Origin of the sequence: Mesorhizobium sp. LNHC229A00 (assembly GCF_000502415.1) — a bacterium.
GTDB lineage: Bacteria > Pseudomonadota > Alphaproteobacteria > Rhizobiales > Rhizobiaceae > Mesorhizobium.
This window is the reverse complement of the sequence record NZ_AYWQ01000003.1, coordinates 520,927-545,995: the sequence shown is the minus strand read 5'-3', so window position 1 is coordinate 545,995 and position 25,069 is coordinate 520,927. Positions and strand designations below refer to the sequence as shown.

27 protein-coding genes are annotated in these 25,069 nt (G+C 61.4%); 11 read left to right on the top strand and 16 right to left on the bottom strand.

Annotation, left to right across the window (positions count from 1 at the left end; genetic code table 11):
- Positions 1-36: 36 nt before the first annotated feature.
- The 3 genes from X742_RS160160 to X742_RS160170 all read left to right on the top strand — a co-directional run bounded on the left by X742_RS160160 (position 37) and on the right by X742_RS160170 (position 3,034).
- Positions 37-1,395 carry a mandelate racemase/muconate lactonizing enzyme family protein gene (locus X742_RS160160; RefSeq protein WP_023771321.1) on the top strand — a complete coding sequence of 453 codons (1,359 nt, stop codon included), beginning with the start codon at positions 37-39 and terminating at the stop codon, positions 1,393-1,395.
- Positions 1,396-1,498: 103 nt separating this feature from the next.
- Entirely contained in the window at positions 1,499-1,825 is a 327-nt protein-coding gene (locus X742_RS160165; RefSeq protein WP_023771320.1) for an NIPSNAP family protein, read from the top strand.
- Positions 1,826-1,834: 9 nt separating this feature from the next.
- Complete coding sequence (locus X742_RS160170; protein WP_023771319.1) at positions 1,835-3,034, top strand: mandelate racemase/muconate lactonizing enzyme family protein; 1,200 nt, start codon at positions 1,835-1,837, stop codon at positions 3,032-3,034.
- A gap of 111 nt (positions 3,035-3,145) precedes the next feature.
- Here X742_RS160170 and X742_RS160175 read toward each other — a convergent pair whose 3' ends face one another.
- From X742_RS160175 to X742_RS160195, 5 genes are all read right to left on the bottom strand, one after another.
- Positions 3,146-3,739 (bottom strand): DJ-1/PfpI family protein, encoded by a 594-nt coding sequence (locus X742_RS160175; RefSeq protein ID WP_015319191.1) that lies wholly within the window; start codon positions 3,737-3,739, stop codon positions 3,146-3,148.
- A 68-nt stretch (positions 3,740-3,807) separates the two neighbouring features.
- Entirely contained in the window at positions 3,808-4,758 is a 951-nt protein-coding gene (locus X742_RS160180; protein WP_023771318.1) for a substrate-binding domain-containing protein, read from the bottom strand.
- Between the two features lie 55 nt (positions 4,759-4,813).
- Complete coding sequence (locus X742_RS160185; protein WP_198019192.1) at positions 4,814-5,803, bottom strand: ABC transporter permease; 990 nt, start codon at positions 5,801-5,803, stop codon at positions 4,814-4,816.
- The gene (locus tag X742_RS160190) at positions 5,800-7,392 is read right to left on the bottom strand and encodes a sugar ABC transporter ATP-binding protein (protein WP_023771316.1); all 1,593 of its coding nucleotides are present in this window, start codon (positions 7,390-7,392) and stop codon (positions 5,800-5,802) included. Before X742_RS160190 ends, X742_RS160185 begins: the two co-directional genes overlap by 4 nt.
- 11 nt (positions 7,393-7,403) lie before the next feature.
- Complete coding sequence (locus X742_RS160195; RefSeq protein ID WP_023771315.1) at positions 7,404-8,105, bottom strand: GntR family transcriptional regulator; 702 nt, start codon at positions 8,103-8,105, stop codon at positions 7,404-7,406.
- 152 nt (positions 8,106-8,257) lie between these two features.
- Between X742_RS160195 and X742_RS160200 the strand changes: the two genes are divergently transcribed.
- From X742_RS160200 to X742_RS160215, 4 genes are all read left to right on the top strand, one after another.
- The gene (locus tag X742_RS160200; protein ID WP_023771314.1) at positions 8,258-9,484 is read left to right on the top strand and encodes an iron-containing alcohol dehydrogenase; all 1,227 of its coding nucleotides are present in this window, start codon (positions 8,258-8,260) and stop codon (positions 9,482-9,484) included.
- 17 nt (positions 9,485-9,501) lie between these two features.
- Positions 9,502-10,989, top strand: coding sequence for an NAD-dependent succinate-semialdehyde dehydrogenase (locus tag X742_RS160205; RefSeq protein ID WP_023771313.1), 1,488 nt, complete (start codon positions 9,502-9,504; stop codon positions 10,987-10,989).
- A gap of 9 nt (positions 10,990-10,998) precedes the next feature.
- The gene (locus tag X742_RS160210) at positions 10,999-11,814 is read left to right on the top strand and encodes an alpha/beta hydrolase (protein ID WP_023771312.1); all 816 of its coding nucleotides are present in this window, start codon (positions 10,999-11,001) and stop codon (positions 11,812-11,814) included.
- Positions 11,815-11,897: 83 nt separating this feature from the next.
- Positions 11,898-12,434: a hypothetical protein gene (locus tag X742_RS160215; protein ID WP_023771311.1), complete on the top strand. Its 537-nt coding sequence runs from the start codon at positions 11,898-11,900 to the stop codon at positions 12,432-12,434.
- 45 nt (positions 12,435-12,479) lie between these two features.
- On the opposite strand, the gene X742_RS160220 is transcribed toward X742_RS160215, so the two are convergent.
- The 10 genes from X742_RS160220 to X742_RS160265 form a co-directional block, all read right to left on the bottom strand.
- Entirely contained in the window at positions 12,480-13,043 is a 564-nt protein-coding gene (locus tag X742_RS160220; RefSeq protein WP_023771310.1) for a hypothetical protein, read from the bottom strand.
- Positions 13,040-13,612, bottom strand: coding sequence for a L,D-transpeptidase (locus X742_RS160225; RefSeq protein WP_023771309.1), 573 nt, complete (start codon positions 13,610-13,612; stop codon positions 13,040-13,042). The genes X742_RS160220 and X742_RS160225 overlap by 4 nt, the downstream gene beginning before the upstream one ends.
- The gene (locus tag X742_RS160230) at positions 13,599-14,762 is read right to left on the bottom strand and encodes an AAA family ATPase (RefSeq protein WP_023771308.1); all 1,164 of its coding nucleotides are present in this window, start codon (positions 14,760-14,762) and stop codon (positions 13,599-13,601) included. The genes X742_RS160225 and X742_RS160230 overlap by 14 nt, the downstream gene beginning before the upstream one ends.
- Positions 14,759-15,391, bottom strand: coding sequence for a TadE/TadG family type IV pilus assembly protein (locus X742_RS160235; RefSeq protein WP_023771307.1), 633 nt, complete (start codon positions 15,389-15,391; stop codon positions 14,759-14,761). Before X742_RS160235 ends, X742_RS160230 begins: the two co-directional genes overlap by 4 nt.
- Complete coding sequence (locus tag X742_RS160240; protein WP_023771306.1) at positions 15,385-15,879, bottom strand: TadE/TadG family type IV pilus assembly protein; 495 nt, start codon at positions 15,877-15,879, stop codon at positions 15,385-15,387. Before X742_RS160240 ends, X742_RS160235 begins: the two co-directional genes overlap by 7 nt.
- 7 nt (positions 15,880-15,886) lie before the next feature.
- A complete protein-coding gene (locus tag X742_RS160245; RefSeq protein WP_084569503.1) occupies positions 15,887-17,398 on the bottom strand; it encodes a pilus assembly protein TadG-related protein in 1,512 nt (503 codons plus the stop codon).
- 71 nt (positions 17,399-17,469) lie between these two features.
- Entirely contained in the window at positions 17,470-17,742 is a 273-nt protein-coding gene (locus X742_RS160250) for a hypothetical protein (RefSeq protein ID WP_245275513.1), read from the bottom strand.
- 4 nt (positions 17,743-17,746) lie between these two features.
- Positions 17,747-19,183 (bottom strand): type II and III secretion system protein family protein, encoded by a 1,437-nt coding sequence (locus X742_RS160255; protein ID WP_023771303.1) that lies wholly within the window; start codon positions 19,181-19,183, stop codon positions 17,747-17,749.
- Positions 19,184-19,236: 53 nt separating this feature from the next.
- Positions 19,237-20,277: a Flp pilus assembly protein CpaB gene (cpaB, locus tag X742_RS160260; protein ID WP_023771302.1), complete on the bottom strand. Its 1,041-nt coding sequence runs from the start codon at positions 20,275-20,277 to the stop codon at positions 19,237-19,239.
- 90 nt (positions 20,278-20,367) lie between these two features.
- Complete coding sequence (locus X742_RS160265; protein ID WP_023771301.1) at positions 20,368-20,586, bottom strand: Flp family type IVb pilin; 219 nt, start codon at positions 20,584-20,586, stop codon at positions 20,368-20,370.
- A gap of 541 nt (positions 20,587-21,127) precedes the next feature.
- On the opposite strand from X742_RS160265, the gene X742_RS160270 reads away from it, so the two are divergent.
- Together X742_RS160270 and X742_RS160275 are read left to right on the top strand one after the other, a co-directional pair.
- On the top strand, positions 21,128-22,516 hold the full coding sequence (locus X742_RS160270; RefSeq protein ID WP_023771300.1) for a CpaF family protein: 1,389 nt from the start codon (positions 21,128-21,130) through the stop codon (positions 22,514-22,516).
- Positions 22,516-23,484, top strand: a complete 969-nt coding sequence (locus X742_RS160275; RefSeq protein ID WP_023771299.1) for a type II secretion system F family protein — start codon at positions 22,516-22,518, stop codon at positions 23,482-23,484. Before X742_RS160270 ends, X742_RS160275 begins: the two co-directional genes overlap by 1 nt.
- Before the next feature lie 81 nt (positions 23,485-23,565).
- Here the strand turns inward: X742_RS160275 and X742_RS1000000175575 are convergent, their stop codons facing one another.
- The gene (locus tag X742_RS1000000175575) at positions 23,566-23,706 is read right to left on the bottom strand and encodes a hypothetical protein (protein WP_245275512.1); all 141 of its coding nucleotides are present in this window, start codon (positions 23,704-23,706) and stop codon (positions 23,566-23,568) included.
- A 57-nt stretch (positions 23,707-23,763) separates the two neighbouring features.
- Here X742_RS1000000175575 and X742_RS160280 point away from each other — a divergent pair, with 57 nt between their 5' ends.
- Positions 23,764-24,453: a type II secretion system F family protein gene (locus tag X742_RS160280; protein WP_245275511.1), complete on the top strand. Its 690-nt coding sequence runs from the start codon at positions 23,764-23,766 to the stop codon at positions 24,451-24,453.
- Between the two features lie 54 nt (positions 24,454-24,507).
- Complete coding sequence (locus X742_RS160285) at positions 24,508-25,068, top strand: tetratricopeptide repeat protein (RefSeq protein ID WP_031240550.1); 561 nt, start codon at positions 24,508-24,510, stop codon at positions 25,066-25,068.
- The last annotated feature ends 1 nt before the right edge of the window (position 25,069 follow it).

Sequence of the window (25,069 nt, the reverse complement as noted above, 5' to 3'; positions counted from 1 at the left end):
CGGGCGACAACCCGCAAATCAGAACGAGGATAAGTCATGCCAAAGACGGATGGAGCCGACGAGGCCCTCAACCGGGTCAACACCAACTCGAAGCCGTCCGAGCTTCGCATCACCGACATGCGGGTGGCCGAGATCGTCGGTGCGCCGTTCACCTCGGCGCTGCTCAAGATCTATACCAACCAAGGCATCGTCGGGCTTGGCGAGGTGCGCGACGGCGCCAGCGCCACCTACGCGCTGATGCTGAAGAGCCGGCTGCTTGGCGAGAACCCCTGCGACATCGATCGCCTGTTTCGCCGCATCAAGCAATTCGGCGGGCACGGTCGGCAGGGCGGCGGCGTCTCGGCGGTCGAGATCGCGCTCTGGGATATCGCCGGCAAGGCCTATGGCGTTCCCATCTACCAGATGCTCGGCGGCAAGTTCCGCGATCAGGTGCGCGTCTATTGCGATACCGATGCCGAGCAACCGAGCGGCACCGAAACCGGAAAGCGCCTCAAGCAGCGCATGGACCGCGGTTTCACCTTCCTCAAGATGGACCTGGGCTTGATGCAGATCGCCCATGTCCCGGGCGCCGTGTCCGCGCCCGCCGGCGCGCTCGAAGGGTTTCATGCTAATCCGCGCGGCCGTGGCGGCACGCTGGAGGAGCGCAAGGCCCGCAATCTCGCCTACGACGCGCAGAACGTGCAGCACCCGTTCACCGGCCTGCATTTCACCGAAAAGGGGATCGACCTGCTCGAGCAGTACATCCACGAGGTTCGCGAGGTGATTGGATACGAGATCCCGCTCGCCATCGACCATGTTGGCCACATCTCGCTGCAGGACGGCATACGCCTGTCGCGTCGCATCGAGAAATACGCCCCGGCCTGGCTGGAGGATGTGATCCCTTGGCAACACACCGAGCAGTACCGGCAATTGCAGGGGGCCACCACGGTGCCGATGTGCACCGGCGAAGACATCTACCTCAGGGAAGGCTTCGAGCCGCTGCTCAAGAGCGGCGGCCTCTCCGTCATCCACCCGGACCTGCTCACCAGTGGGGGTATTCTCGAGACCAAGAAGATCGGCGACATGGCGCAGGATCACGGTGTCGCCATGGCCATCCATATGGCCGAAAGCCCGATCGCCGCGATGGCCGCCGCGCATGTCGCCACCGCGACCGAGAACTTCATGGCGCTCGAATACCACTCCGCCGATGTCGACTGGTGGGACGATATCGTCACTGGCCTGCCCAAGCCGCTCGTCAAGGACGGCTTCGTCACCGTGCCCGACAAGCCGGGGCTGGGCATAGACGATGTGGTCGACGAGGTGATCAGCCAGCACGTGCAGCCCGGTGTCACGGGAATATGGCAATCCACCGAGCATTGGGACAATGAATCTAGCTGGGACCGGACCTGGAGTTAGCCCAGATCCCCTGCCATCATTCCCGCCAGGCTCACAGGCCGACGACCGACCATTCGTGTCGACCTCTCCCAAGGGAGAGGCGTAGAAAGAAACGGACGAAACCATGATCTACGAACTGCGTATCTATGACTGCCTGCCGGGGAGGCTGCCGGCTTTGCTCAAGCGCTTTTCAGACCAAACGCTGGCCATCTGGGAGAGGCATGGCATCCGCCAGGCTGGGTTTTTCACCACGGCGATCGGCGAAAACAGCAATCGCCTCACCTATTTCCTAGCCTGGCAATCACTGGCCGAGCGTGAGGCGAAATGGACGGCTTTCGTCACCGATCCGGCATGGCACAGGGCTCGGGACGAGTCCGAGCGCGACGGGCAGATCGTTGCCAATATCAGCAGCCAGTTGCTCGCGCCGACAGCTTTCTCGTCCGTGAGATAGGGCTGCGCCATGAAAATCACCGACCTGCGCTGCGCCGTCATCGGGCGGCATCCCATCGTTCGCGTCGTCACTGACGAGGGCCTCTACGGTCTGGGCGAAGTCGAGTTCACAAAGACCTATCTCAAGCCATTTGTGCTGCATTTCCGAGAGGCGCTGATCGGCGAGGATCCGACCGATGTCGAGCGGGTCATGTTGAAGATCCGCCAACGCGGTTCTTTCAAGCCTTATGGCGCGGCGGTCAGCGCTATCGAACATGCGCTTTGGGACATAGCCGGCAAGGCCGCGGGCGTGCCGGCCTACAAGCTGCTCGGCGGCAAGGTGCGCGACAAGGTGCGCGTCTATAACGGCTCGATCCGCCAGAAGCGCACAGGCGACCGGCCGGAGGACTACGCCGCGGACGTCAAATGGATGATGGAGCAGCCGCAGAACTTCTTCATGGTTAAGCAAGGAATCTCGTTCCACTCCAACATGAAGGACACTATCGAGGACTTCCATTATGGCGTGACGCAGAAGAAGGCCGGCTATCACGGTGCCATGGATCAGGGCGTGATCAGCGAACGCGGTTTCAACCACATGCTCGACTGCGTGATCGCGATGAAGGAAGTGCTGGGCGACAAGGTCAGCCTGGCGCTCGACTGCGGCCCGGGCTGGATGCTGCCCGATGCGATCAGGTTCGCCCGCGCGGTCGAGAGGTACAATCTGATGTGGCTGGAGGACATGCTGACCGGCGACTATGTACCGTGGGTCAATCCGCAGGCCTACCGGGAACTGACCACCTCCACCTCGACGCCGATCCATACCGGCGAGCAGATCTACCTCAGGCACAATTTCAAGGAACTGATCGAGACGCAGGCGGTGCGCGTCATCGGCCCCGATCCTGCCGACATCGGCGGCATTGCCGAGCTCAAATGGGTCGCCGAGCACGCCTATATGCACTCGATCCTGATGGCGCCGCATGGCACGGCGAATGGCCTGCTGGGCCTCGGCGCGCTGATCAACGTCTGCGCCACCTTGCCCGCCAATTACGTGGCGTTCGAATACCCCAGTGCCTCGGACCCCTGGTGGAACGACATCGTCATCGGCCTGCCCAAGCAGATCGTGAAGGACAGCATGGTGGATCTGCTGGAAGCACCGGGGCTAGGCCTCGATATCGACGCCGAAGGCGCCAGGAAGTATTTGCTGGCGGAGGACGCCGGATTCTTCGATTGACCGGCGACGGTGGCCCTCGATCTCATCGACCGAGGGCCTACTTCAAAGACTCGTGGTTGCACGTCTCATCACAACAGAAGCCGGCGCATTGTTGACGTGCGCCGACCTTGTTTAATTATGGCGAATCTCGGTCCCGAGCACCTTCAGGCATTCGCGGATGAAGGCAGCGAGGGCTGTCCATCCCTTGGCCGACACCATGGTTCCGTCGACATAGGCCTCCGTCGGCGAGAGGTCGATGTAGGTGCCGCCGGCCAGCGTCACTTCCGGTTCGCAAGCGGCGAGCGCGCCGACCTTCTTGCCGCGGACGACACCGTCCACGGCAATCAGAATCTGGACCCCATGGCAGATCGTGAAGATCGGCTTCTGGGTATCGTGGAAGTGGCGCACCATGGCTTGCACCCGTTTGTCGGTGCGGATGTATTCCGGGCCGCGGCCGCCGGCGCAATATACGGCGTGGTATTGATCGAGCTGCTTTTCCGCTTCAGCAAACGTCTTGTTGATCACCTGAAAATGGCCGAGCTTTTCGGTGTAGGTCTGGTCGCCCTCGAAGTCGTGCAGGGAGGTCTTGATGAGGTCTCCGGCCTTCTTGTCCGGGCAGACCACGTGGACCGTGTGACCGACGGCTTCCATTGCTTGCTGGTAGACGAAGATCTCGTACTCCTCGGTGAACTCGCCGGTGAGCATCAATATTTTCTTGCCTGACATGATCATGTCCTCTTGTCGTGTGAAAGGGGCGGGGCGAGTCATGCTGCGCCACGCATTGATTGCGTTCTTCAGAACGGAGAGTCGGGGAAGAAGTATTCCTTGGCGTTGTCCTTGGTGATCAGCGGCGCGTCCAGCTTGACGGCGCCGCGAACCGGGGCCTGGCCAACCAAATTGGCCATGGTCATGTATATGGCCGTCTTGATCATGGACGGCGGGTAGGGAGTCTCGACGGGGGTCATGCTGTCGCCGTCGATGACCTTCTTGACGATGTCCTTCATGCCGTTGCCGCCAAGCGCCAGCTTGATGTCGGTGCGGCCCGACTGCTTGACCGCCTCGATCACCCCCAGCAGCATGTCATCGTCGTTCGCCCAAACCGCGTCGATATGCGGATATTTGGCGAGGTAGTCCTGCATCAGCTTGAAGGCTTCGTCGCTGTTCCAATGAGCGTACTGAATGTCGAGAACCTTGAGGCCGGTCCCGGCGATGGCGTCCTGGAAGCCCTTGATGCGCTCGTCGTCGATCACGGTCGGGATGCCGCGCAGGACAACCAGGTCACCCTTTCCGCCAAGCTTGTCGATCATGTATTTCGCGGTGTTGCGCCCGACGGCGATGTTGTCGCCGGCGACGTAGAGGCCCTGGATGGTGGGGTCGGTCAGGCCGCGGTCGACGACCGTGATGAAGGTGCCCTTCTCCTTGATGGCCTTGACCGGCTCGGTCAATTCTTCCGAGGAGTAAGGAAGGATCACCAGCGCATCGATCTTGCGTGAGGCGGAGAGATCCTCGATCGCCGACACCTGATCGGCCGCCGACGGCGACGTCTTTACGATGACCTCGACACCGGGGAAAGCCGCGTTGATTTCCTTGGCCGCCGTCTGCGCGTGATAGACGACGCCGGCGGTCCAGCCGTGGTCGGCGGCCGGTATCGAAACGGCGATGACTTTCTTGTCCTCGGCCATGGCATGGCCCGTCAGCAGCAGCGAGCCGAGCGCGGCCGCAGCCATCCATTTTTTACTGAACATTTTCTTCTCCCAGATTGGACCTGCAAAGACGCACCCGTGTGGTCCGGACGCGGGGCTATTTCGAATTCGAGAACCTCTGAATGAGCATCGCGATGATGATGATGACGCCCTGAACCGCGGCGACCAGGTACTCGGAGACGAAGTCCGACAGCACCATGAGATTGGCGATCAGCTCCAGAATGACGGCGCCGGCGACGGTTCCCCAGACATGACCTTTGCCGCCACGCAGCGCCGTGCCGCCGATCACCACGGCGGTGATCACCTGCAGTTCCCAAAGCTGCCCGGTGGTCGGCGTTGCGGCACCCAGTCGCGGTACGTAGCAGATCGCGGCGACGGCCACGCAGACGCCTTGGACGATGTAAGCAATGGTGCGCGTCTTGATGACGGAGATGCCGGAATAGCGCGCGACGTCCTCGTTTGCGCCGACCGCCGCACATTTGCGCCCATACTTCATCTTGTAGAGGACGAACGATGCGATCGCGGCGACGGCGACCGATATGAGGATCGGGATAGGGACACCACCGACGGTGCCGAAATAGACCGGCCGATAGGCTTCGCGCAGCGATCGGTCTATCGGTATCGTGCCGCCGTCGGTCAGATAGGTGATCAACGCGCGGAAAATGCCCATTGTACCGAGCGTCGCAATGAACGGTTCGATCCGGCCTATGGTGACGATCAGGCCATTGGCGAGGCCACACAGAAGACCGACCAGGATCGCCACGAGCATTCCAGCCGGGATCGCCCACAGGCCGGCGTGTGGCGCCACGGCGTTCATGAACATGATGGTGATGCCGGTGACGAAGGCGGCCATCGAGCCGACGGAAAGATCGAGCCCTCCCGACGAGATAACGAACGTCGCGCCGACCGCGATGATGGCGATGAAGGCGCTGCGGGTGATGACGTTGGCAAGGTTGGTCGCGGAGAGGAAGTCTGGATTGATGAGAAAGCCGACCACCAGCAGGGCGGCCAATGCCAGGAAGGGACCCACGTCGGTCCAGGTGATGTTCAAATCACCGACGCGATGCGTGGATGGGGATCCGGTCATGACAGCCATTCTGTTCCTCCCTCGGCCTTCGGCCTCGGTTTCGGGCCGCTTGTCGCCAGCAGCGCCACATTGCTTTCGGTCATCTCGGCGCCTTGGACCTCGCCCGTCAGGCGGCCTTCCCGCATGACGAGGATGCGGTCGCAGATGCCAATCAGCTCCTGCATTTCCGACGAGATGACGATGCAGGCTTTGCCGCTGCCGACGATGGCGTGGATGAAGGCGTAGATCTGAGCCTTGTTGGCGATATCTATGCCGCGGGTCGGTTCATCGATGATGACCACAGAGGGGTCGGTGAGCAGCACCTTGGCGAGCAGCAGCTTCTGCTGATTGCCGCCGGAAAGCTGTCCCGCCTTCACGCCAGGGCTCTTGAGCCGGATATCGTAGCTCCGGACGGCCTCTGTCAGCGCGACCGACTCGCGGCGTCTGCTGAGAGCCAGTGCGGGGTGGAACCGTTCAAGTGCGGAAAGCGTGAGGTTGGGCGCCAGTCGTTCCTCGAGGAGCAGGCCCTTGCTCTTTCGGTCCTCGGTCAGGTAGCCGATGCCTGCATCGATCGCTTCGCGTTGCGAGCGGATCCGGACGGGCCGACCTTGGAGTTCAATCACGGCGTCGGCCGAACGCAGGCCCACCAGCCCTTCGAACAATTCCGTGCGGCCCGCGCCGATCATGCCGGCAAAGCCAAGAATTTCGCCCCTGTGGACGGTGAAAGAGACGTCTTCGGCGTAGCCCGGGACGGTGGCGTTTTTCACGCTCAGCATCGGCTCATCGGACGGTGCGCTCTTCTGCGGGTAGAGCGTTGCAAGCTCGCGGCCGACCATCAGGCGTGCCATGTCCATCTGGGTCAGGGCCGTGCCCGGACAGGTGCCGACCATCCTGCCGTCGCGCAGCACGGTCACCTTGTCGGCAAGCTGCTGCACCTCATCCAGCCGATGGCTGATATAGAGGACGGCCGTGCCGTTGGCCTTTAGCTGCCGGACGATTTCGAGGAGGCGATCCACTTCCTCGCCGGTCAGCACGGCGGTCGGCTCGTCGAAGATCACGACCTTGTAGTCGTCGAGCAGCGCGCGGGCGATCTGGACCAGCTGGCGGTCGGCCAGCGAGATGTCGCGCACCAGCGCGGTCGGCGAGACCGCGCAGCCGATCCGTGCCAGCTTTTCGGCTGCCAGGCGCCGCATGGCGCGGTCGTCCATCACATGGCGGCGCGAAAGCTCGCGGCCGAGAAATAGATTGTCCGTCACCGTAAGCGCTTCGGCGAGCAGGATCTCCTGGTGGACGAGGGCAATGCCGGCTTTTTGGGCCTGGTCGGGCTTGGCGAACGTCACCGGCCGACCAGCCATGGACAAGGTGCCGCGGGTCGGCTCGGCATAGCCGGAAAGCAGCCGCATCAAAGTGGATTTTCCGGCACCGTTCTCGCCGATGATGGCGTGGATTTCGCCCGGCAGGATGTCGAGCGTGACGTCGGAGAGCACGGTCACCGGCCCATATTGCTTCGAGAGACCCTGAGCGCGCAGCACCGGCTCCAGGACCCCTGGCGCATTGCCGCCAGGCAGCGCACTTCCTCCCTCTCCGGCAATATTGGCGGTAACGGACATTCGTTCAGGCCTCAATCGAAGGCCGGCAGCAGGCGATCGCGTGAGTGCTCGATGTGAGCGCGCATTGCTTTCGCGGCGGCATCCGGATCGGCAGAGCCGAACGCGGCGAGGATCGCCTCATGCTCGTCCAGCGCCTCCACGGTCACGCGGGAATGATACATCAGGCGGAAAATGTGGAAGTGCGTGTGTTGATAACCCAGCGTCTCGCGGATGAGCTCGTTTTCGGCGTATTCCATGATCTTGTCATGGAAGATCGCGTCCTGCCTGGCGAAGTTCGAATAGCGCAGGCGCTCGTCCTTGCCCTCGCGGCGCGACATCACGCCTGCAGCCTTCAGCAGCGTGCCGAGTTTGGCCTCATCCATCGTGGCAGCGGCTTTCGCCGCGCCGTGCGGTTCGAGCAGGAGACGCATTTCGTACAATTCGTCGAAACGGCGCCGCGTGATCTGCGGCGCGGCACGGTATCCGATCAGGTGCGTCTTCAGAACCAGTCCTTCGCCTTCGAGGCGGCCCAGCGCCTCGCGGATCGGCGTATGGGAAACGTCGAATTCCTTGACCAGATTGTCGACGGTGATGCGCGAACCGGGCGCGATCTTCAGCGACATCAGCTGCGCGAAGATGGCCTCGTAGACGTCCTCGGCTAGGCTGCCGGCACGCTGAATGCGGCCCGCTCCCGTGGGCGTTTCACCATTATTGCTCAAGCTGACAGGTTGCATTCTTTCGCCTCTCGACAGGAGATTGCTAACACGAGGGTTTGACCGATGCAATACTATATCCTATACGATTTTATCGGCGCCGTTCAGTTCAGGATCCTTCGGTGCGGATTGCAATGCGAGTTTCTCCGACACCCTCAAGGATGCAGCCTGTCATGAGCCTTCTCACAGCCCTCCGGCTCCCACGTGAAATTCTATTCGGAACGGGACAACGTCATGCCCTGCCAGCCGTGGCCGGCCGCCATGGCCGCCGCGCCCTGGTCTGCACCGACCAGCGTTTGGCCGGCACCAGCGTGTTCGCCGAAATGATGAAATCCCTGCGGTCGGCGTCAATCGACGTGCTGGTTCACGACGGTGTCCTCCCGGACGTGCCGCGCGATTCGGTGGCGGTCTGCGTCAAGGAAGCGAGGGGCTTCCGGCCAGACATGGTGATCGGCATCGGCGGCGGCAGCTGTCTCGATTTCGCCAAATGTGCCGCCTTGCTGATCAGCCACGGCGGCGAGCTGCGGCACTACTACGGCGAGTTCAAGGTCCCGGGGCCGACCCTGCCGATGATCGCCGTGCCGACCACGGCTGGTACAGGATCAGAGGTGACGCCTGTCGCCGTGATATCGGATCCGGACCGGACGCTCAAAGTCGGCATATCGAGCCCCTATCTTATTGCTGCCGTTGCCGTCTGCGACCCCGAACTGACAATGACTTGTCCGCCGGGCCTGACCGCGGTTGCCGGTGCCGACGCGCTCACTCATGCGATCGAGGCCTTCACGGCCATGCGCCGGGACGGGGACTTCAGCCTGCCGCAGCGCCACGTGTTCATCGGCAAGACGCCGTTGACCGACCATTTCGCGCTGCTGGCCGTCAAACTTCTCGGCCGCAGCTTGGAGAAGGCGTGCATCGACGGCGGCGACGCCGAGGCGCGCTCCGACGTGATGATGGGAGCGCTGGCTGCGGGTTGCGCGTTCGGCACCGCCGGCACGGCGGCGGCGCACGCGGTGCAATACCCGGCCGGCGCGCTCACCCACACGCCGCATGGGCTGGGGGTGGCGACAATGATGCCTTATGTCATGAGCTACAACAGCCGTGTGGCCGCGGGTGACATCGCCGAGATAGGGATTGCTCTTGGCCTCGAGCCGAATGGTCGTGGCGTCGACGAAATGGCGGGCGCGACCATCGAGGAGATCAGGCGCTTGTTTGCGGCGATCGGCATCACCCCGACGCTGGCCGGTTTGGGACTCCCGGCCGACAAGCTCGACTGGACCGCCGAGCAGGCGCTCGGCATCGATCGCCTGATCAAGAACAACCCGCGCCCATTCGACCTTGCCGCCATGCGCCGCCTTGTCCAGGCGGCCTATGACGGCGATCTCACCGCCTGCGCCATGTGAACGTCAGGAACAAGACGATGAACCTTCCCTACAATGCCTTCCCTCTCGATCAGGATCCGTACGACGTTCGGGGCTTTCCGCACCGGCTCTACATTGGCGGACAATGGCGGCCGTCGTCCGACGGCGGGCTCATTGAGGTCACCGATCCATCCTCCGGCGCGGTGATCGCGGCGGTCCCCGATGCGACCCTGGAGGATGCCGCCGCAGCGGTCGAGGCAGCGGCCAAGGCCGCCAAGGGGTGGCGCCAGACAGCGCCGCGCAAGCGCTCGGAGATTCTCAGGCGCTGTTTCGAGCTGATGGTCGAGCGGTCGGAGACGCTTGCCATGCTGATCTCGCTGGAGAACGGCAAGGCCCTGCGCGACGCGCGCGGCGAGGTCGCCTATGCAGCCGAATTCTTCCGCTGGAACGCCGAGGAGGCGGTTCGTATCACCGGCGAGTTCGGCACCGCCCCGTCTGGCGCCAACCGCATCGTCGTCGACTACCAGCCGATCGGCATCTGCATCCTCATCACGCCGTGGAATTTCCCCGCCGCGATGGCGACGCGCAAGATCGCACCGGCACTGGCGGCAGGCTGCACGGTCATTCTGAAACCGGCCAGCGAGACGCCGCTGACCGCCTATGCGCTGGCCGCGCTCTACAGCGAAGCCGGCGTACCGGACGGCGTCGTGAACGTGCTGACGACATCGACACCCGGCACCCTGACGTCGGCCATGCTGGCCGATCCGCGCGTCAGGAAGCTCTCCTTCACCGGTTCGACCGGGATCGGCCGGGCCTTGCTCGCCGAAGCCGCCAAACATGTGACTTCCTGTTCCATGGAGCTTGGTGGCAATGCACCCTTCATCGTCTTCGACGATGCCGATCTCGATGCGGCCATCGACGGCGCCATGATCGCCAAAATGCGCAATGCCGGCGAAGCCTGTACGGCGGCCAACCGCATCTACGTCCAGTCGGGTATCCACGATGCGTTCGCCGACGGCCTTGCGCAGCGCATGGCTGCGCTAAAGATCGGCGCCGGCACCAAGGCGGACACCGAATGTGGACCCATGATCACCAAGAAGGCGGTCGACAAGATCGACCGGCTGGTCAAGGACGCGGTCAACCGTGGTGCCAAGGCGCTGTGCGGCGGCTCGGTGCCTGAAGGTGATGGCTTTTTCTATCCGCCGACCGTCTTGTCCGAAGTCTCGCCGGACGCCGATATGGCGCATGAGGAGATCTTCGGCCCAGTGGCGCCCATCACCCGCTTCGAGAGCGAGGCGCAGGCCATCTTCCACGCCAACAACACCGAATACGGCCTCGCCGCCTATCTCTACACCCGCGATGTGGCGCGCGGCATGCGGGTGGCCGCCGAGATCGAGGCCGGCATGATCGGCCTCAACCGCGGCCTGATGTCGGATCCCGCCGCGCCCTTCGGCGGAGTCAAACAGAGTGGCCTCGGGCGGGAAGGGGGCCAGCATCACGGCATCGCCGAGTTCATGGAGGCCAAATACATCGCTGTGACCTTCTGAGCCGGCTCCATGTCGAAGGACCCTTTTCGCACCCGCGACCACGTTGCCGATTTCGATGACATCGTGGCCGACATCGTCGCCCGCAGCGCCGTCACGCGGGCTTCGCTGCCGATGCTGGCGGACATCGCCTATGGTCCGCACGAGGCCGAACGCCTCGACCTGTTCTTTCCGGACGGAGCGCGCAGGGATCTCCCGGTGCACATCTTCATCCATGGCGGCTATTGGCGCATGTTCGCCAAAAGCGACTATTCCTACATCGCCGAGACGGTGACGAGCGCCGGGGCAATCGCGGTCGTGATCGACTATGCGCTGATGCCTGCCGTCAGGATGGCGACAATCGTCGACCAGGTCCGGCGCGCGAGGCAATGGGTGCTGGGTCATATCGCCAGCCATGGCGGCGATGCCGGTCGGCTAAGCGTCAGCGGTCATTCCGCCGGGGCGCATTTGGCGACCTTTTTGTTCGACGAGGGGTCGGCACATCCCCCGTCGGCGGCACTTCTGCTCGGCGGGCTCTACGATTTGAAGCCCCTCCAGCAATCCTTCCTGGAGCCTTTGATACGCCTGACCGACACGGAAGTTGAGGCGTATTCGCCGATGAGCAAATCCCACTCGTCGCGGACAAAGGTCACGCTGCTGGTCGGCGAGCGGGAGACGGAACCGTTTCACCTGCAGGCCAAATTGTTTGCCGATCGCCTGACGGAGCAGGGCCTGACGGCTTCGAGCAGCATCGTCGAGGGACGCAATCACATGGACAGCGTCCGGGATTTGGGTGTCGGGCACACAAAAGGGGGCACTTGGCTGTACGACCTGATCCGAGCCGCTTGATCGGTCCTGTCTCAGCCTAACCTTTCCCGTTAAGCCTTGCGCAACCCATGGCGCGTAATCTGTCCGCCAGACTGCGAGGTACCATGAAGCGCCAACCACTAGTGCTTTTCGCCTTTCCTGCCTGTGTCCTGCTGATCCTCGCGACCGAGCGAATGGCGACGCTCCTGCTCGGAACCTACCCCGCAAGCCCGGATATGTGGAAGATCTGGCTCGCCTTGCATCCCTCGTCGGGCATGGTCTGGCAGCAGGTCGATGTCTATCTGGGAGGGTCGATGGTCCTGGATTTCGCCTTGTTGGGCGCGGCCCTGGGGATCTGCTGGATGGCAAGCCGGGCCAGAAGGTCGGCCGCTTTCTTTCTCGCCAACCATGGCATCTTGATCCTGGCGGCGTCGATGATCTTCATCGGCGGCCGCTCGCAGACCGCCAGCACCATCGCCGCGTTCACGGCACCGAGTGGCTTTCGGTTCTCGCTGATGATGGACTTCACCTGGCTGAACTGCCTGCTGGCGGTCATCGGGGTCACCGCCTGCGCCTATTGCCACCTTGCCTATGTCCGTGAACTCGGCATGCGCGTTGAATCGCGGCGCGTCCGGATCATGGCACTGCAGCGGGATTTCTAGCGCAGCTACGCGGCCACGCCCAAGTCCGACCTAGTTTATCCCGACCTAGTTTATCTTGTGATAGGTGACCTTGCCTTCCGGTGACACGCTCCGCTGGTAGTTGGAGCTCGGCGCGGGAGGCGCCGCCGGAGCCGATCGCCGTCGCGTTACCCGCGGCATTTCCTCGATCGCGGGCTCCGCGTCGGCGGCGCTGGCGACCGCCGCCGTATCTTCGGCGGGTGAGGCCAGTTCGACGACGCGCGGCTCGTCGCCACCGTGATTTCCCGACATCTCCGGTGGCTGCCGGGCGATGTTGGCGTTGACCTCGCCGAAGCTCGCCCGCAGCCGGTCGTCCAGCGCCTCGAACCGGCTTTGAAATCCATTGTTGACGGTGTCGAGCCGCGCGCTCATCCGCTGCTCGAACTGGCCGAGGTCCTCCAGCCGCGCCTCGATCGCGCGCAGATCGTTGATGCCGTGGTAGAGATAGACGGCCGCGGTGGCGTTCAGAAGGGCAAACAGCGCCAGGCCGACAGAGACGGCAATTGCGAGCCTGGACCGGCTCTTCTCCCTGTCGAGCAACAGTGGTTCGACCGCTATCACAAGGTCGTCGGGATCGCTGATCGTCGTCATTGGACCACCACCTTGGTGCCGACAGGCACGCGCCTGAAAAGATCGATGACATCGGTATTCGTCAGGCGAAAACAGCCCGACGTGCCGTCGAAACCCACGCCCGAAGGGTCGTTGGTGCCATGGATGCGATAGAGCGTGTCGCGGCCGTCCCGAAGCAGATAGAGCGCCCTTGCACCGAGCGGATTGTACGGCCCCGAGGGCACCATGTCAGGCAATTCCGGCTGGCGGGCGCGCATTTCCCGGGGCGGTCGCCACGCCGGCCACTCGGTCTTGGCTCCCACCTGGACCGTACCCGTCCAGCCAAATCCATCGCGTCCGACACTGATCCGGTAGCGCAGGGCCTCGCCATTGCCGGTCACCAGGTAGAGCGCTTTTTCCTGCTTGCGGATGATGATGGTCCCAGTCTTCTCGGCGGTGGAAAACGCCACAATCTTGCGCAGGCTGGGGCCCATGGCCGGCAGAGGCGGGCGGCTGTCCGCCCACGCGGTCTGTCCGGCCGCGGGCGCCAGCGCCAGGCCGAGGAGGCAGGCGGCTGTCAGCCGCAAGCGATGGCCGCTAGCGGGCCGCATCGTCGAGCCGCTCGCGGAACATCTTCTTCAGATCCTTGCTGAAGCGCGCCCGCCCATCCACTTCGGAAGGCAGCATGGCGCGGTTCAGCGCGTCGGCCAGCAGGGCATTGTCGAGGCCGACCGACTTGATGTGCGGCGCCTTGAAGATCTTCTCCAGCTCGCTGCGCGAGAAGTGGTTGCCGAACCATTTGCGCTTGTGCTTGTTGGCGACCAGCGTGATCGAGACGGCATTGCCGCGCAGCTCGCGGATCTTCTTGTAGAGCCGTTTGCCTTGCCGCAGCGAGGCCACATTGAGCTCGAAGACGATGAAGATCTCGTCGCTCGTCGACAGCACGGAATTGTGCCAGGGCGTTTCGATGTTCGGCAGGTCGATGACGATGTCGTCGAACCGGTAGGCGACGAGGTCGAGCAGCCGGAAGACGAAATCGGCGCCCTGCGGCTCGAACGGCAGCTGCGGCCGCTCGAAGGCGTAGAGCGTCAGGCCGGAAGGCCGCGACAGCTTGATGACATCCATCAGTTCGACATCGAGCCGTTCCGGCTGGCCGATGATGCCGGCAAGGTCGAACTGGTTGAACAGGTTGAGATAGGCGCCGCAATTGGCGCTCTGGAAGTCGAGGTCGACCAGGCAGGTCGAGGCCGCGCGCTCGGTCGATTTCGAGGCCAGGAATTCGGCGGCCGAAAGCGCCAGCGTGGTGGCGCCGGCGCCGCCGCTGGCGCTGATGAAGGTGATGATGCGGCTCTTGGCGCCCTGGTTGCCGCTGTCGTGGAAGGTGACGGCGTTGAGCAGTTCCTTGCCGTCAAGCGGCTTGTGCAGCCAGTCCGAGGCATTCATGCGCACCAGGACGCGCGTCTGCTCCGACGTCAACTCGTCGGAAACCGCGATCAGCGGCACGGTGGCCCACAGCGCGCGCGCCTCGACGATGCCTGGATTGCCAAGCAATTCGCCCTTGCCGAGATCGAGGATGACGATGCCCGGACGCGTGTCGGCCGGAGGACCTTTGAGGAAATCGCTCGTCTCGGCGACCCTGACGTCATAGATCGCCAGCGCATCGAGCCGCGTCGCCACGTCGCGCTTGAAATTCGGATCGGAGGAAAACAGCGCGACCTGCTTTCGCTTGGTCGGGGTAACCTTGGTGCTGATGGCGTTCATGGATACGTGCTTTTCATGTCTTCGCCCGTGACCGTGCTCAGCATGGAGGGCATGGTGATGTTTCCGAACCCGAGCAGCCCACCCAGGAAGAAGAATTGGAAGGGATGATTGGTGATGCTGACGGAGATGGTCGGCACCGGACCGCTGGGACGCGTCCAATAGCCGAGACCGGATGCGGCGTATTCAATTATAACTTCGGATTTCGTCAACATTGGCAGGAAGTTGTGCATTCCGGCGCGGTTGGCGGTGCCGTCATAGATCGCGTCGAACGCCGCTTGACTCGCATTCGCGGGCTTGCACAAGCCTCCTCCGACACTGCAGCAGGCGACGCCTGCGGCGCTCGCTGTGCAAACATAGTCATACGTGCCGGCCGGCACCGCGGCTCCGACTTTGGTGATATCGCTTTGCGTTAGCGTCTCAGATGGGAGCCCGATGGCGACAGGGGCTGAAATCTGCGCCAGTCTTGCGCCGGATTGTACCGCTTTGTTGCCAGCGTTCCATTGATAAAAGGCGTAGCCGAAATCGACGAAGCCAAGCAGAAGCGTCAACAGTAGCGGCATCACTATGGCCATTTCGACCATAGTCGCTCCGGACTGGTTGACCCAAAACTTGATGCGCTCCGTCACCATCCAATGACTCGTTCCTGATGGGACACGCTCAGCGTGAGAGCACCAAAGCCGAGAGATGACCAGAAGCCGACGTCCGGATAAGAATAGGAGGTACTGACGTCCACGACATCGACAGTGCTCTTACTGCTAAGATAAAGCTGCGTGCCCGTGGCCACATCAACCGCGTTCAGCGAGCGCGCCTTGGTGATCTCAACTGTCGCCGGCAGCCATCCGGTCACCCTGGCGCTGCCGTTGGTGACCGCCCCATTGGCGGCAAGGTTTTTAGCCCGCCCCTTGCAGGTCTCCCAGTCACTGCTGCATCGTGCCATGTAGCGGCCCGCATCCTCAACGCCGGCTTCGAGAAGCAGGCGCGTGTTCAGGACGTTGGAGAACTCAAACACACCAGCCGAGAACAGCAACACGAGTGGTATGGTGATCGCGGCTTCCACCAAAGCGGCGCCACTTTCGTCGCCTTGAAACCACCGGATGATTTTGTCGAACCTGGTCATGTCGACTTTACCGATACAGTTGGGCTTCGTTGCGGAATGCTTTGTCTAGAAGGGTGTTGTTCGCAAACCCTCCATCGACGTCGACGATCTCAAGGCTGATAGGCTTCTCGCCGGCCGTTGAATCCTCGTCGTTCTTGCTGTTGTCCTGCTTCTGGATGGGGCTGTTTATGAAGACACTGGCATAGCCGTCAGGCTTGAGCCTGATATGGCCATTGATCTTTGCCTGGTTGGCAATACAATCGACGATCGCCATGTTGAGCAAACGGCGATCGGGATCCGAGGTCGGCGTCGTGCCTTTGAAACAGGCTGGAACGCCCGTTTCCTTTGTAGGCGCCTTGGACTTGTCTCCGACGAGCCCGTTCGCCATCTCATATTTGTAGACGTCATATCTGGAAGCCGGCACAGCGGCGCCGGTCGGGTTTGTAGTGCTAGGCACGTTGGGGTATGCCGCACCGTGATTGATCTGCCAATAATTGGTGCGGTCCCAGGTCGAGTTCGTCATCCCTGTGGTGGAATCGAAACTGTTGCCCGGCGGAAGCGCCATGGCCGTCCCGTCTGTATTGGGTGTGTATTTGTTGCAGTTGGAGGTCTTGTCTACTCCCTTGCGAACATTGCTGGCCGGTCGGTATTGCCAATTACTGTCATTCTGTTTGAGCGAGGAACTGTAGATGTCGAAGCGCACGTTGAGTCCAGTGTTGACCTGCCCCAAGGTGACGCCGGTTTTCGTGGTGAGCGCATCGTGTTGGTAGCAAGTGCCGGCGGTGCCGATTGCGAGGGCGTCCCGCAGCGACGCCAGATTGTTGTCGACCAGTCCGAAATTGCCGGGACCAGGGTTCGAGTCGACCTTGAGAATACGATATTCGCGACTATAGGTGAGCCCGGCGGCAAAAGCCTGCTGGATGGTCTTGCTGGTCAGCGGATCGGTTGTCTCGAACGGATTGCACATGAATATCGGCACCGTTTCGCAGATCGACTGGACAAATCCGGCCACAGCCTGTGGCCGAATATCTAAGGTGTTGTTGCCGCCGACAAAGCTTGCCGGAAAAATCGCCGCGAAAGCACCGGCACCATCCGCGTCACCGGACGGGTTTACTGTCACTAGGGAGAATGTCACGGCTTTGGGATCGGTGCTTGACCAGTCATGGCCATTGGCGTCGACACCGGCGGCATCCAACCCGATGCTGTCGCTGGCGGGTATCCCCGTCAGATACTTCATGGTCACATCTGCCAGGGCGAGAGTGTGGTCATTATTGGATGTAGAAAACTTGGTGGTGTTGGTCAGAAGGGTCGTCGCGGCCAGGTTTGCTCGCGTGATCGAATCCGCTCTGCCATCCAGTTCCGCGGCCGTCGCAAGCGCAAGCGCATCGACACCCTTCTGCAGATCGTTATGCAGCCCGTTAGCCCGACTCATATCGATGGCCAGCAAGGCGAAGCCGATAAGCACCGGCAGCATTATAGCCACGAGGATCATCGCTACGCCGCGTTGATCGTTCCAGAATGCACGAATGGTCCCCAACATGACCTTACTCTCTACTTTCTTGCGCCAGAGCCCCTCGCATGCCCGGCGCCCTCCGCATCCTTCCGTTCAGTTCACTGCGTCACACCCGACCCGCCGACGTTTACCGTGATCGCTGGCGGCGGTGGTGGTGGTGGTGGAAACTTGTAGTTATGCGCAATAGCGGCGGCCCGCGTGCCGTCGCCTTCGATGTGTGTGTTCTTCGAGACCGGGTTGAGCGGGTCGACCGTCTGCAGCATTGAGTTGAATTTCTGCGTATCGCCGGCGGCCAATGTCACCGAGTCGTAGTGGTTCAGATAGTCCGCGGCGCAGCCCGTCAGCAGGCCGGTGCACAGAATGAGGATCAAGCCACTATTTCTTGACATAGAGCATCTTGTCCTTCGATTTGAAGTCCAGCATGTGGCCATAGGGGCCGGTGACGCCGTCGCCCGTTTCGTATTTGCGGATCATGTCCTTGTTCACCTCGAGTTGGCCGAGCACGAAGAATTCCGGGTCGTTTGCGGGCCGCGTCTTGTCGAACGGCGTCGCCAACTGCTCGCCGGGCTTCACCGGCCGTACGATATGCGGCGTGACGATGACGACCAGTTCGGTCTCTTCCTTCTGGTTGCTCGAATTGCGGAACAGCGCCCCGATGACCGGCACCTGGCCGAGCCAGGGCACCTGGTTCTGAAGCTTGGTGGTCTTGCTGGACAGAAGTCCGCCGACCGCGAAGCTCTGGCCGTCGCGCAATTCGACGACGGTATCGAGTTTGCGGTTGGTGAAGATCGGGTCGCCGGCGGTGGTGAAGCCGGTCAGGTCGCTGACCTCCGGCGCAAGTTTCATATGGATCTTGTCGTCTGCGAGCACCACCGGCGTGAATTGAAGATTGACGCCGAATTGCTTGTATTCGATCTGGACCTGGCCGTTGGCGTCTACGCTGCGGATCGGGACCTGGCCGCCGGCGTTGAAGCTGGCCGGTTCTCCCGAAAGCGTGGTGAGGTTGGGCTCGGCAAGCGTGCGCACTACGCCCTTGGCTTCAAGTGCTTCGATGATCAAATCGACCTTGATGTTGCTGTCGATGACGCGGGTGATCAGCGCTGCGAACGGATTGCTGTTCGACAGCAGGCCGGTGACTAGGTCTGCTGCCGGATTTGCCACCACGCCATCTTCATCGACGGCCGCAATGCCAGTGCCGGTGCGGGTCGTTCCCCTGCTGTTCTTGGTCCTGATCGACACGCCGAGATCGCGGCCGGCATTGCGCTTGGCTTCCAGCACGCGCACTTCCAAATTGACCTGCTGGCTGTCGTCGACGGTGACGGAATTGATGATGGCGTCGGGGCCATATTGCTGGGCAACTTCCACGATGGCCGCCAGCGTCGCGCCGTCCTTGACATGACCGCCAAGCCGCACCCTGCCATTAACCGAACCGACTTCGATGCGCGCCCTTGGCGCAACCTGCCGGATAGCCGCCGCCATGTCGCTGACATCGACGCCGACCTCGATCTGCAGGGCGCCGAGCGAACGCTTATCGGTGGAGAACAGATTGACCGTGGTGGTGCCGGCGCCCTTGCCGATGACATAGAGCGTGCGGTCGGTCATCGGCTGGGCATCGGCGATCTTCTCGTCGCCGACGACGATATCGCCGAGATTGGCATTCACTTGGACCGTCACCGATTGCGACATCGGCAGGAAGATACGATGGACGCTGGGGTTCGACACGTCGATGAAACGGTCGGCGGCATCGGCCCCGACGCTCGACAACAGCGCCATCAGCGCGGCCGTCGCCATCCCTAACCAAAACCCCTTCATTCCCCGTCTCCCCAATGCTGCCGGTGGCAGCCCGATTCAATCGCGCACTTCTTCTATGGTTGTCGCGGCACGTCATAGGTTTCGAGCTTCACGCCCCGGAAAACCCCGACGGTGGCGCGTGCCGGCGGCTCCGGCTGCACATATTTGATCACTTCCTTGACGACCTCTGGTGCAGGAGCCGGCGCTACCACTGCAGGGGCCGGGCCCACCTTCCCGAGTTCGTCAAGGCGGCTTCCCACCCGCTCCACGGCCTGTGTCAGTCCGGTGATCTTGTCATCGGCGCGTTTGCGCTCAGCCGCCGCGAGCGCATCCTCGGCGGCTTTCCTGTCGAGGTCGGCCTGCCGTTTGGCAACGTCGTCAGGCGTTTCGCCGGTCAGATCCGACAGCGTTACGCGTTCGGTCGTCTCGCCCTTGCTGGCGGCGGCCTGGCGAAGCGCGAGCGACAACTGGCCCGCGCCAGCAGCCAGGGTTAACTTTTGTGCATCCTTGGTGCTGGCCTCGAGCGTCACGGATTTCACCACTGTAGGGCTGTCCTTGCTCACATCGGCGACTTGGTCGATGGCGAGCACTTTCATACTCTGTAACAGCACGTCGACAAAACTCTTGTCCGCGCCATCGTCGCCGCGAACAGTTCGGGTCAGCAAGACATCGACCCGGTCGCCTGGGAAGACGAAACCGGCAACGCCGAGCACGTCGTTCACCCTGATGGAAACCGCCTTCATTCCCTCGCTGAGCACTGCCGAAAGCGTGGCGCGCTGGCCAGGGCCAGTGATCTTGCTGGCGAGCACAGGTTCGTTGGTGCTAATTGCCTGCAGCGCCTGCCTCGTACCTTCGCCCGCCAGAGCCTCCTTCGTGGTCTTAAAGGCCCCCGTTGGAACTGCGCCGGCCGGCCACGCGACCTCGCGCAATTTGTCTGCGCTTAGCGTATCGCCGAACTTCAGCGGCATTGCCGCCACGACGACTGTGCTGCCTTGAACGAGGCCCGTTTGCGCCATGGCGCTGCGCTGGCCGGCCAGCCAGATATTGACCAGCACAACTGCCAGAACGCCGAACACGCCGGCGAGAACGATCATGATAAGCGTATTGGCGCGCATGCCCCAAGCCTCAAGCCCAATGCGGGATTCGCCCGCTGCGATCGAATTCAGGCCCGGCTCGAACGATCCGGGCCTGAGTGTGTCAGGCGATCAGCCGCCGACGCCGGTGGCAGCATTGCAGCTGCCAGTCGGGTGCGCGTCGAGGGCGGTGCAGAGTGCCGAGAAGCGACCGTTCACCCAGCCGCCGATGGCAAGGACAGTCAGAATCGATGCAACGGCGATAATGCCGATAAGGATGGAATACTCGACCATGGCAGCGCCGTTTTCGTCGTCGCGGAACTGCCGGGTCATCGTCATGAGCTTCTTCATGTCAATTTCTCCCTTTGGAGGTTGGAACCCGACGAGACAGAGCCAAGGATGAACTCCATACCCAAGCATCCCCCGTCATCTCGATCCTAGGTCCCGAGAAATTGCGGAGTCAAACGGGATTAACAGTTACTTAACTTCCCAATACATGAAATTTGGAAAAGAGAGCGGTCTTCATTTTGAGCAAGAGCTTGATTCGTCTAATTTTTCAAGCGCCCTTAACCATTCGTTCACAATTATGCATGCGTCCTAATAGAACCAAAACTAATTTAGCAACATAGCATATCCCTTTATATCTAGGGGGTTATAGCCAGATATGGAGCGGATTCCCATGTTAGAGCACCAAGGGCACACGGCGCTCCTGGAAGTTTATCCACTCAGCCATGGTAGGCAGCGCGGGGACCATAAATAAAAACGATATTTTTTCGGGGCGCTCCTTAACTATGTTGAAAGTATTGCCGGCACGTGAGGCGCCCTGGCGCTTGTGCGTCGCTTGGTTAACGTTTAGTTTCCGCTAATGTGCGCTGGAGGGGTATAAGGGATTATGCTGGGGCGGTTTATCAAGGGACCAAGCGAGCAGCAGGTCGTGACAAAGGCCGAGCCGCTGACTGGACCGACTGCCGCTTTGGCTCTTTCCCCGACAGTCGAAATTGAATCGCATGGCAACGATTTTCTGACGCTCAAGGTTGATCTTCATCGGCATCTTATCGATCGATTCAATCTGACCGCTCTGGAAAATGCTTCCAAGGACGAGATCCTGAATGAGATCCGCCCCATTGTGCGCGAGTTCGTCCGAAATCGAAATGTGCCGTTGAATGCACGCGAACTCGATCAGCTGACCAGCGACACGGCAGACGAAATGCTCGGGCTTGGGCCGATCGAACCGCTGCTCAAGGATGATTCGATCACAGACATAATGATCAATACCCACAAGCGGGTTTTCATCGAGCGGCACGGCTTGGTCGAAGAGACGGCCATCCGGTTTCGTGACGAGGCGCATCTGCTGCGCGTCATCAACAAGATAGTCTCGAATATTGGCCGTCGGGTCGATGAATCGTCGCCGATGGTCGATGCCCGCCTGGATGACGGCTCACGTGTGAACATCGCGGTGCGGCCGATCTCGGTCGATGGTCCGCTGGTGTCGATCCGCAAATTCTCCAAGAACCCCTATTCGCTCGAGCGTTTGATGGCATTCAATTCGATCCGCCCGCCGATGATCGAGCTGCTGCGGATCGCCGTCCAGGCGCGCAAATCGATCCTGGTCTCGGGCGGCACCGGCAGCGGCAAGACGACGTTGCTCAATGCCTTGTCGAGCTACATACCCTCGAAAGAACGACTGATCACCATCGAGGATGCGGCCGAACTGCAATTGCAGCAGCCGCATGTCGGCCGGCTGGAGACGCGGCCACCCAACGTCGAGGGGAAGGGCGAGGTTCGCCAGCGCGAATTGCTGAAGAACGCGTTGCGCATGCGGCCGGACCGCATCATCGTCGGCGAGGTTCGCGGCGAGGAAGCCTTCGACATGCTGCAGGCGATGAACACCGGCCATGAGGGCTCGATGACCACAATTCATGCCAACACGCCGCGCGACGCGATCTCGCGGCTGGAGCAGATGGTGGGCATGGCCGGCATGCCGATGACGCATGATTCAATCCGGGCGCAGATTGCTTCCGCCATCGACATTATCGTCCAGACACAACGTCTTTCGGACGGCGGCCGGCGTGTCACCTCCATATCGGAGCTGACTGGCATGGAGGGTAATGTCGTCCAGCTGCAGGAAATCTATCATTTCGTCCGCCGTGAGGTCACGGCCGAGGGCAAGGTCGTCGGAGACTTCCGCGCAACGGGTGTCCGTCCGCGTTTCGCTCCGGAGGCCGCGACGCTTGGCCATCATTTTGCCAAGGACGCCTTCAACCCGCAGGTCGCCCTCTGATGCCGACCGGTCAAGCTCTGCTGTACTTCATCTACATGCTGGCGGCAGCTTCGGTCATTCTGGCCGGCGAAGCCCTGTATCTTTCATTTGCCGGCCGCCGCTCCCGGTCTCTAGCAGTCAATCGCCGATTGAAGCGGCTCGCTGGCGACGTCCCGGCCGAACAAACGTTACAGGGATTGCTGCGAGAGCGCGGGCTCACGGACTCGGGCGATTTTCTTTTCGGTATGGTCTGGTTGAACAGGCTCTATACTCAGTCCGGTATCACCGGAAATCCGTTGACCTTCGCCGCAACATTTCTGCTTGCAGGGCTGGCGGTGGCGTTGCTGCTGGTACTCTTCAATTTTTCCGCTTTGGCATCGCTCATTGTCTTTCTGGTTCTAGGGCTTGTCCTGCCGCTTCTCGTTCTCCGGCGTGCCCGCAATAGGCGAATCCGGAAGTTCGCCAAACAGCTGCCGGATGCGCTGGACATGATTGTTCGCTCGCTGCGCGCCGGACATCCCGCTTCCGTCGCGATTGGTCTTGTGGGGCGCGAGATGCCGGATCCGCTCGGTACCGAGTTCGGTATCGTCTCCGACGAGATCACCTTTGGCCTCAGCATCGAGCAGGCCGTGCGAAAGCTTTCGCAGCGTGTCGGCTTCGAGGGCCTTCAGCTGCTGTCGGTATCGCTGTCGATCCAGGCCAAGACGGGCGGCAATTTGACCGAAATTCTGGCCAATCTTTCCTCGGTTATGCGTGAACGGCACAAATTGCGAATGAAAATCAGGGCGCTTTCGGCCGAAGGTCGCGTCTCCGCGTGGATCATCTCCTTGTTTCCTATCGTGATGTTCTTCACACTTCAAATCCTTGCTCCAGCCTATTACGGCGGAGTCTGGGGCAACCCGCTCGTCTTCCCGATATTCCTGCTTTTTGGGTTGTGGGCGCTGCTCGGCGACTTCATCATGTACCGGATGGTTACTTTCGATTTTTGACTGGGGCGACGAACAAAATTGTTTTCGAACATTCAGAATCTGGGCTTGTTGGTGTCCATTGCCGTCTTTGTAGCGGCGGTGTCATTCTTCCTGTTCGGCGCGCTTGTCTTCCTGCCGGCTCTGCAGACACGAAAGCTCGTCGCGCAGAGCCTGATGGGCGAAGGAATTACAGACCGCCGATCGATGCTCGGACAAGACCAGCTTGCCAAGCTTGCCGCGCAACGGCCGGTCGATGCCTACTTCAAGTCGATCGAGAAGGAGCGGGAAGAGCCAAACGCCTTGGAAGCGAAGCTGTTTCGCGCCGGCTTCTATAAATCGAGCGCCCCGCTGATCTATACGCTGTCCCGCCTTGTCGCGGTCTGCGTCGGTTTTCTGGCAATGTATGCACTCCTGTCGCGGGTTCTGCCGCCGCACCTGCCGGGTTTCATCACCCTTGCTGGTTCTGCCCTGTTCGGCCTCGCCTGCATGGTGTTTCCCTCCATTCTGCTCGACCGTTTCGAAAACAGCCAGAAACAAATCTATCGTCGAGCCTTCCCCGACTTCATGGATATGATGATCACTTGTGCCGATGCCGGCATGAGCCTTGAGGGGGCAGTCGAACGCGTCAGCCATGAAATGGCCGCCACCCACAAATGGCTTGGAATCCAGCTCTCGATCATGAATTTGCAACTGCGCGCCGGCAAGCCGCTGCGAGAGGCATTGCGCGAACTCTCGGACCGCATTGGCCTTGATGAGGCGAGAGCGCTTGCCGTCCTGTTTCGCCAGTCGGAAGAATTGGGCACCAGCCTCACCGACGCTTTGCGTGTTTATAGTGCGGAGATGCGTGGGCAACGAATTTTGAGTGCCGAGGAACGGGCCAATTCTCTTCCCGTCAAAATGATGATCCCGTTGGGATTGTGCATCTTCCCGGTCGTCATGATGGTCATCATGTTGCCGGTAATCATTCGCATGAAGGGCATTTTCTTCTAAATGAGTATATGCTTTGATTCTAAGATAGAGTTGCAGGACTCTTGGGGGATAAAAATGACCGGGCCAATGCGCCTCGCAACCGTCGTCGCCGCCAGTCTGTTGATGGCAGCCCTAGCCGGCTGCCAGACAAACGGCGTGGACGCCACTGGCGGTGTCGTGCGCACCAACGAACCCTCGAAAGGCGACGTGACGTCGTTTGGCGACGCCTTCGACGGATTGAAGACCGTCGGCGACGTCGAATATTACGCCTCGGACCAGGCCGTGGCGGAGGCCAAGAACCAGTTCCGCGCCGAAAACTACGGCAATTCCGGTGCCTTGTTCTTCAAGGCGACGCAGTTGGCGCCCAATGACGGCGGCGCCTGGATGGGTTTGGCCGCTTCCTGTGACCGCATCCACCGCTTCGACCTTGCCGACCGCGCCTATGGGCGTGCGTTCAAGCTGATGGGGCCGTCCCCTGAATATTACAACAATGTCGGCTATTCCGATCTGCTGCGCGGCAAGCTGCAGGACGCGCGCGGCAATTTCCTGAAAGCCTATGAGTTGGCGCCCAACGATCCAACCGTGGCCAACAATCTGAAGCTGCTCTCCTCCAGTGTGCAGAACATCGAGCGCTGAA

Bases quoted from the DNA above. Each gene is read 5' to 3' on its own strand.
- X742_RS160270 (WP_023771300.1), top strand. From the start codon at position 21,128: ATGCTGGGGCGGTTTATCAAGGGACCAAGCGAGCAGCAGGTCGTGACA.
- X742_RS160220 (WP_023771310.1), bottom strand. From the start codon at position 13,043: ATGACGACGATCAGCGATCCCGACGACCTTGTGATAGCGGTCGAACCA.
- X742_RS160215 (WP_023771311.1), top strand. From the start codon at position 11,898: ATGAAGCGCCAACCACTAGTGCTTTTCGCCTTTCCTGCCTGTGTCCTG.
- X742_RS160285 (WP_031240550.1), top strand. From the start codon at position 24,508: ATGACCGGGCCAATGCGCCTCGCAACCGTCGTCGCCGCCAGTCTGTTG.
- X742_RS160160 (WP_023771321.1), top strand. From the start codon at position 37: ATGCCAAAGACGGATGGAGCCGACGAGGCCCTCAACCGGGTCAACACC.
- X742_RS160275 (WP_023771299.1), top strand. From the start codon at position 22,516: ATGCCGACCGGTCAAGCTCTGCTGTACTTCATCTACATGCTGGCGGCA.
- X742_RS160175 (WP_015319191.1), bottom strand. From the start codon at position 3,739: ATGTCAGGCAAGAAAATATTGATGCTCACCGGCGAGTTCACCGAGGAG.
- X742_RS160255 (WP_023771303.1), bottom strand. From the start codon at position 19,183: ATGAAGGGGTTTTGGTTAGGGATGGCGACGGCCGCGCTGATGGCGCTG.
- cpaB (WP_023771302.1), bottom strand. From the start codon at position 20,277: ATGCGCGCCAATACGCTTATCATGATCGTTCTCGCCGGCGTGTTCGGC.
- X742_RS160195 (WP_023771315.1), bottom strand. From the start codon at position 8,105: ATGCAACCTGTCAGCTTGAGCAATAATGGTGAAACGCCCACGGGAGCG.
- X742_RS160235 (WP_023771307.1), bottom strand. From the start codon at position 15,391: ATGGTGACGGAGCGCATCAAGTTTTGGGTCAACCAGTCCGGAGCGACT.
- X742_RS160205 (WP_023771313.1), top strand. From the start codon at position 9,502: ATGAACCTTCCCTACAATGCCTTCCCTCTCGATCAGGATCCGTACGAC.
- X742_RS160165 (WP_023771320.1), top strand. From the start codon at position 1,499: ATGATCTACGAACTGCGTATCTATGACTGCCTGCCGGGGAGGCTGCCG.
- X742_RS160200 (WP_023771314.1), top strand. From the start codon at position 8,258: ATGAGCCTTCTCACAGCCCTCCGGCTCCCACGTGAAATTCTATTCGGA.
- X742_RS160230 (WP_023771308.1), bottom strand. From the start codon at position 14,762: ATGAACGCCATCAGCACCAAGGTTACCCCGACCAAGCGAAAGCAGGTC.
- X742_RS160245 (WP_084569503.1), bottom strand. From the start codon at position 17,398: ATGTTGGGGACCATTCGTGCATTCTGGAACGATCAACGCGGCGTAGCG.
- X742_RS160190 (WP_023771316.1), bottom strand. From the start codon at position 7,392: ATGTCCGTTACCGCCAATATTGCCGGAGAGGGAGGAAGTGCGCTGCCT.
- X742_RS160265 (WP_023771301.1), bottom strand. From the start codon at position 20,586: ATGAAGAAGCTCATGACGATGACCCGGCAGTTCCGCGACGACGAAAAC.
- X742_RS160240 (WP_023771306.1), bottom strand. From the start codon at position 15,879: ATGACCAGGTTCGACAAAATCATCCGGTGGTTTCAAGGCGACGAAAGT.
- X742_RS160210 (WP_023771312.1), top strand. From the start codon at position 10,999: ATGTCGAAGGACCCTTTTCGCACCCGCGACCACGTTGCCGATTTCGAT.
- X742_RS160185 (WP_198019192.1), bottom strand. From the start codon at position 5,803: ATGACCGGATCCCCATCCACGCATCGCGTCGGTGATTTGAACATCACC.
- X742_RS160170 (WP_023771319.1), top strand. From the start codon at position 1,835: ATGAAAATCACCGACCTGCGCTGCGCCGTCATCGGGCGGCATCCCATC.
- X742_RS160180 (WP_023771318.1), bottom strand. From the start codon at position 4,758: ATGTTCAGTAAAAAATGGATGGCTGCGGCCGCGCTCGGCTCGCTGCTG.
- X742_RS160225 (WP_023771309.1), bottom strand. From the start codon at position 13,612: ATGCGGCCCGCTAGCGGCCATCGCTTGCGGCTGACAGCCGCCTGCCTC.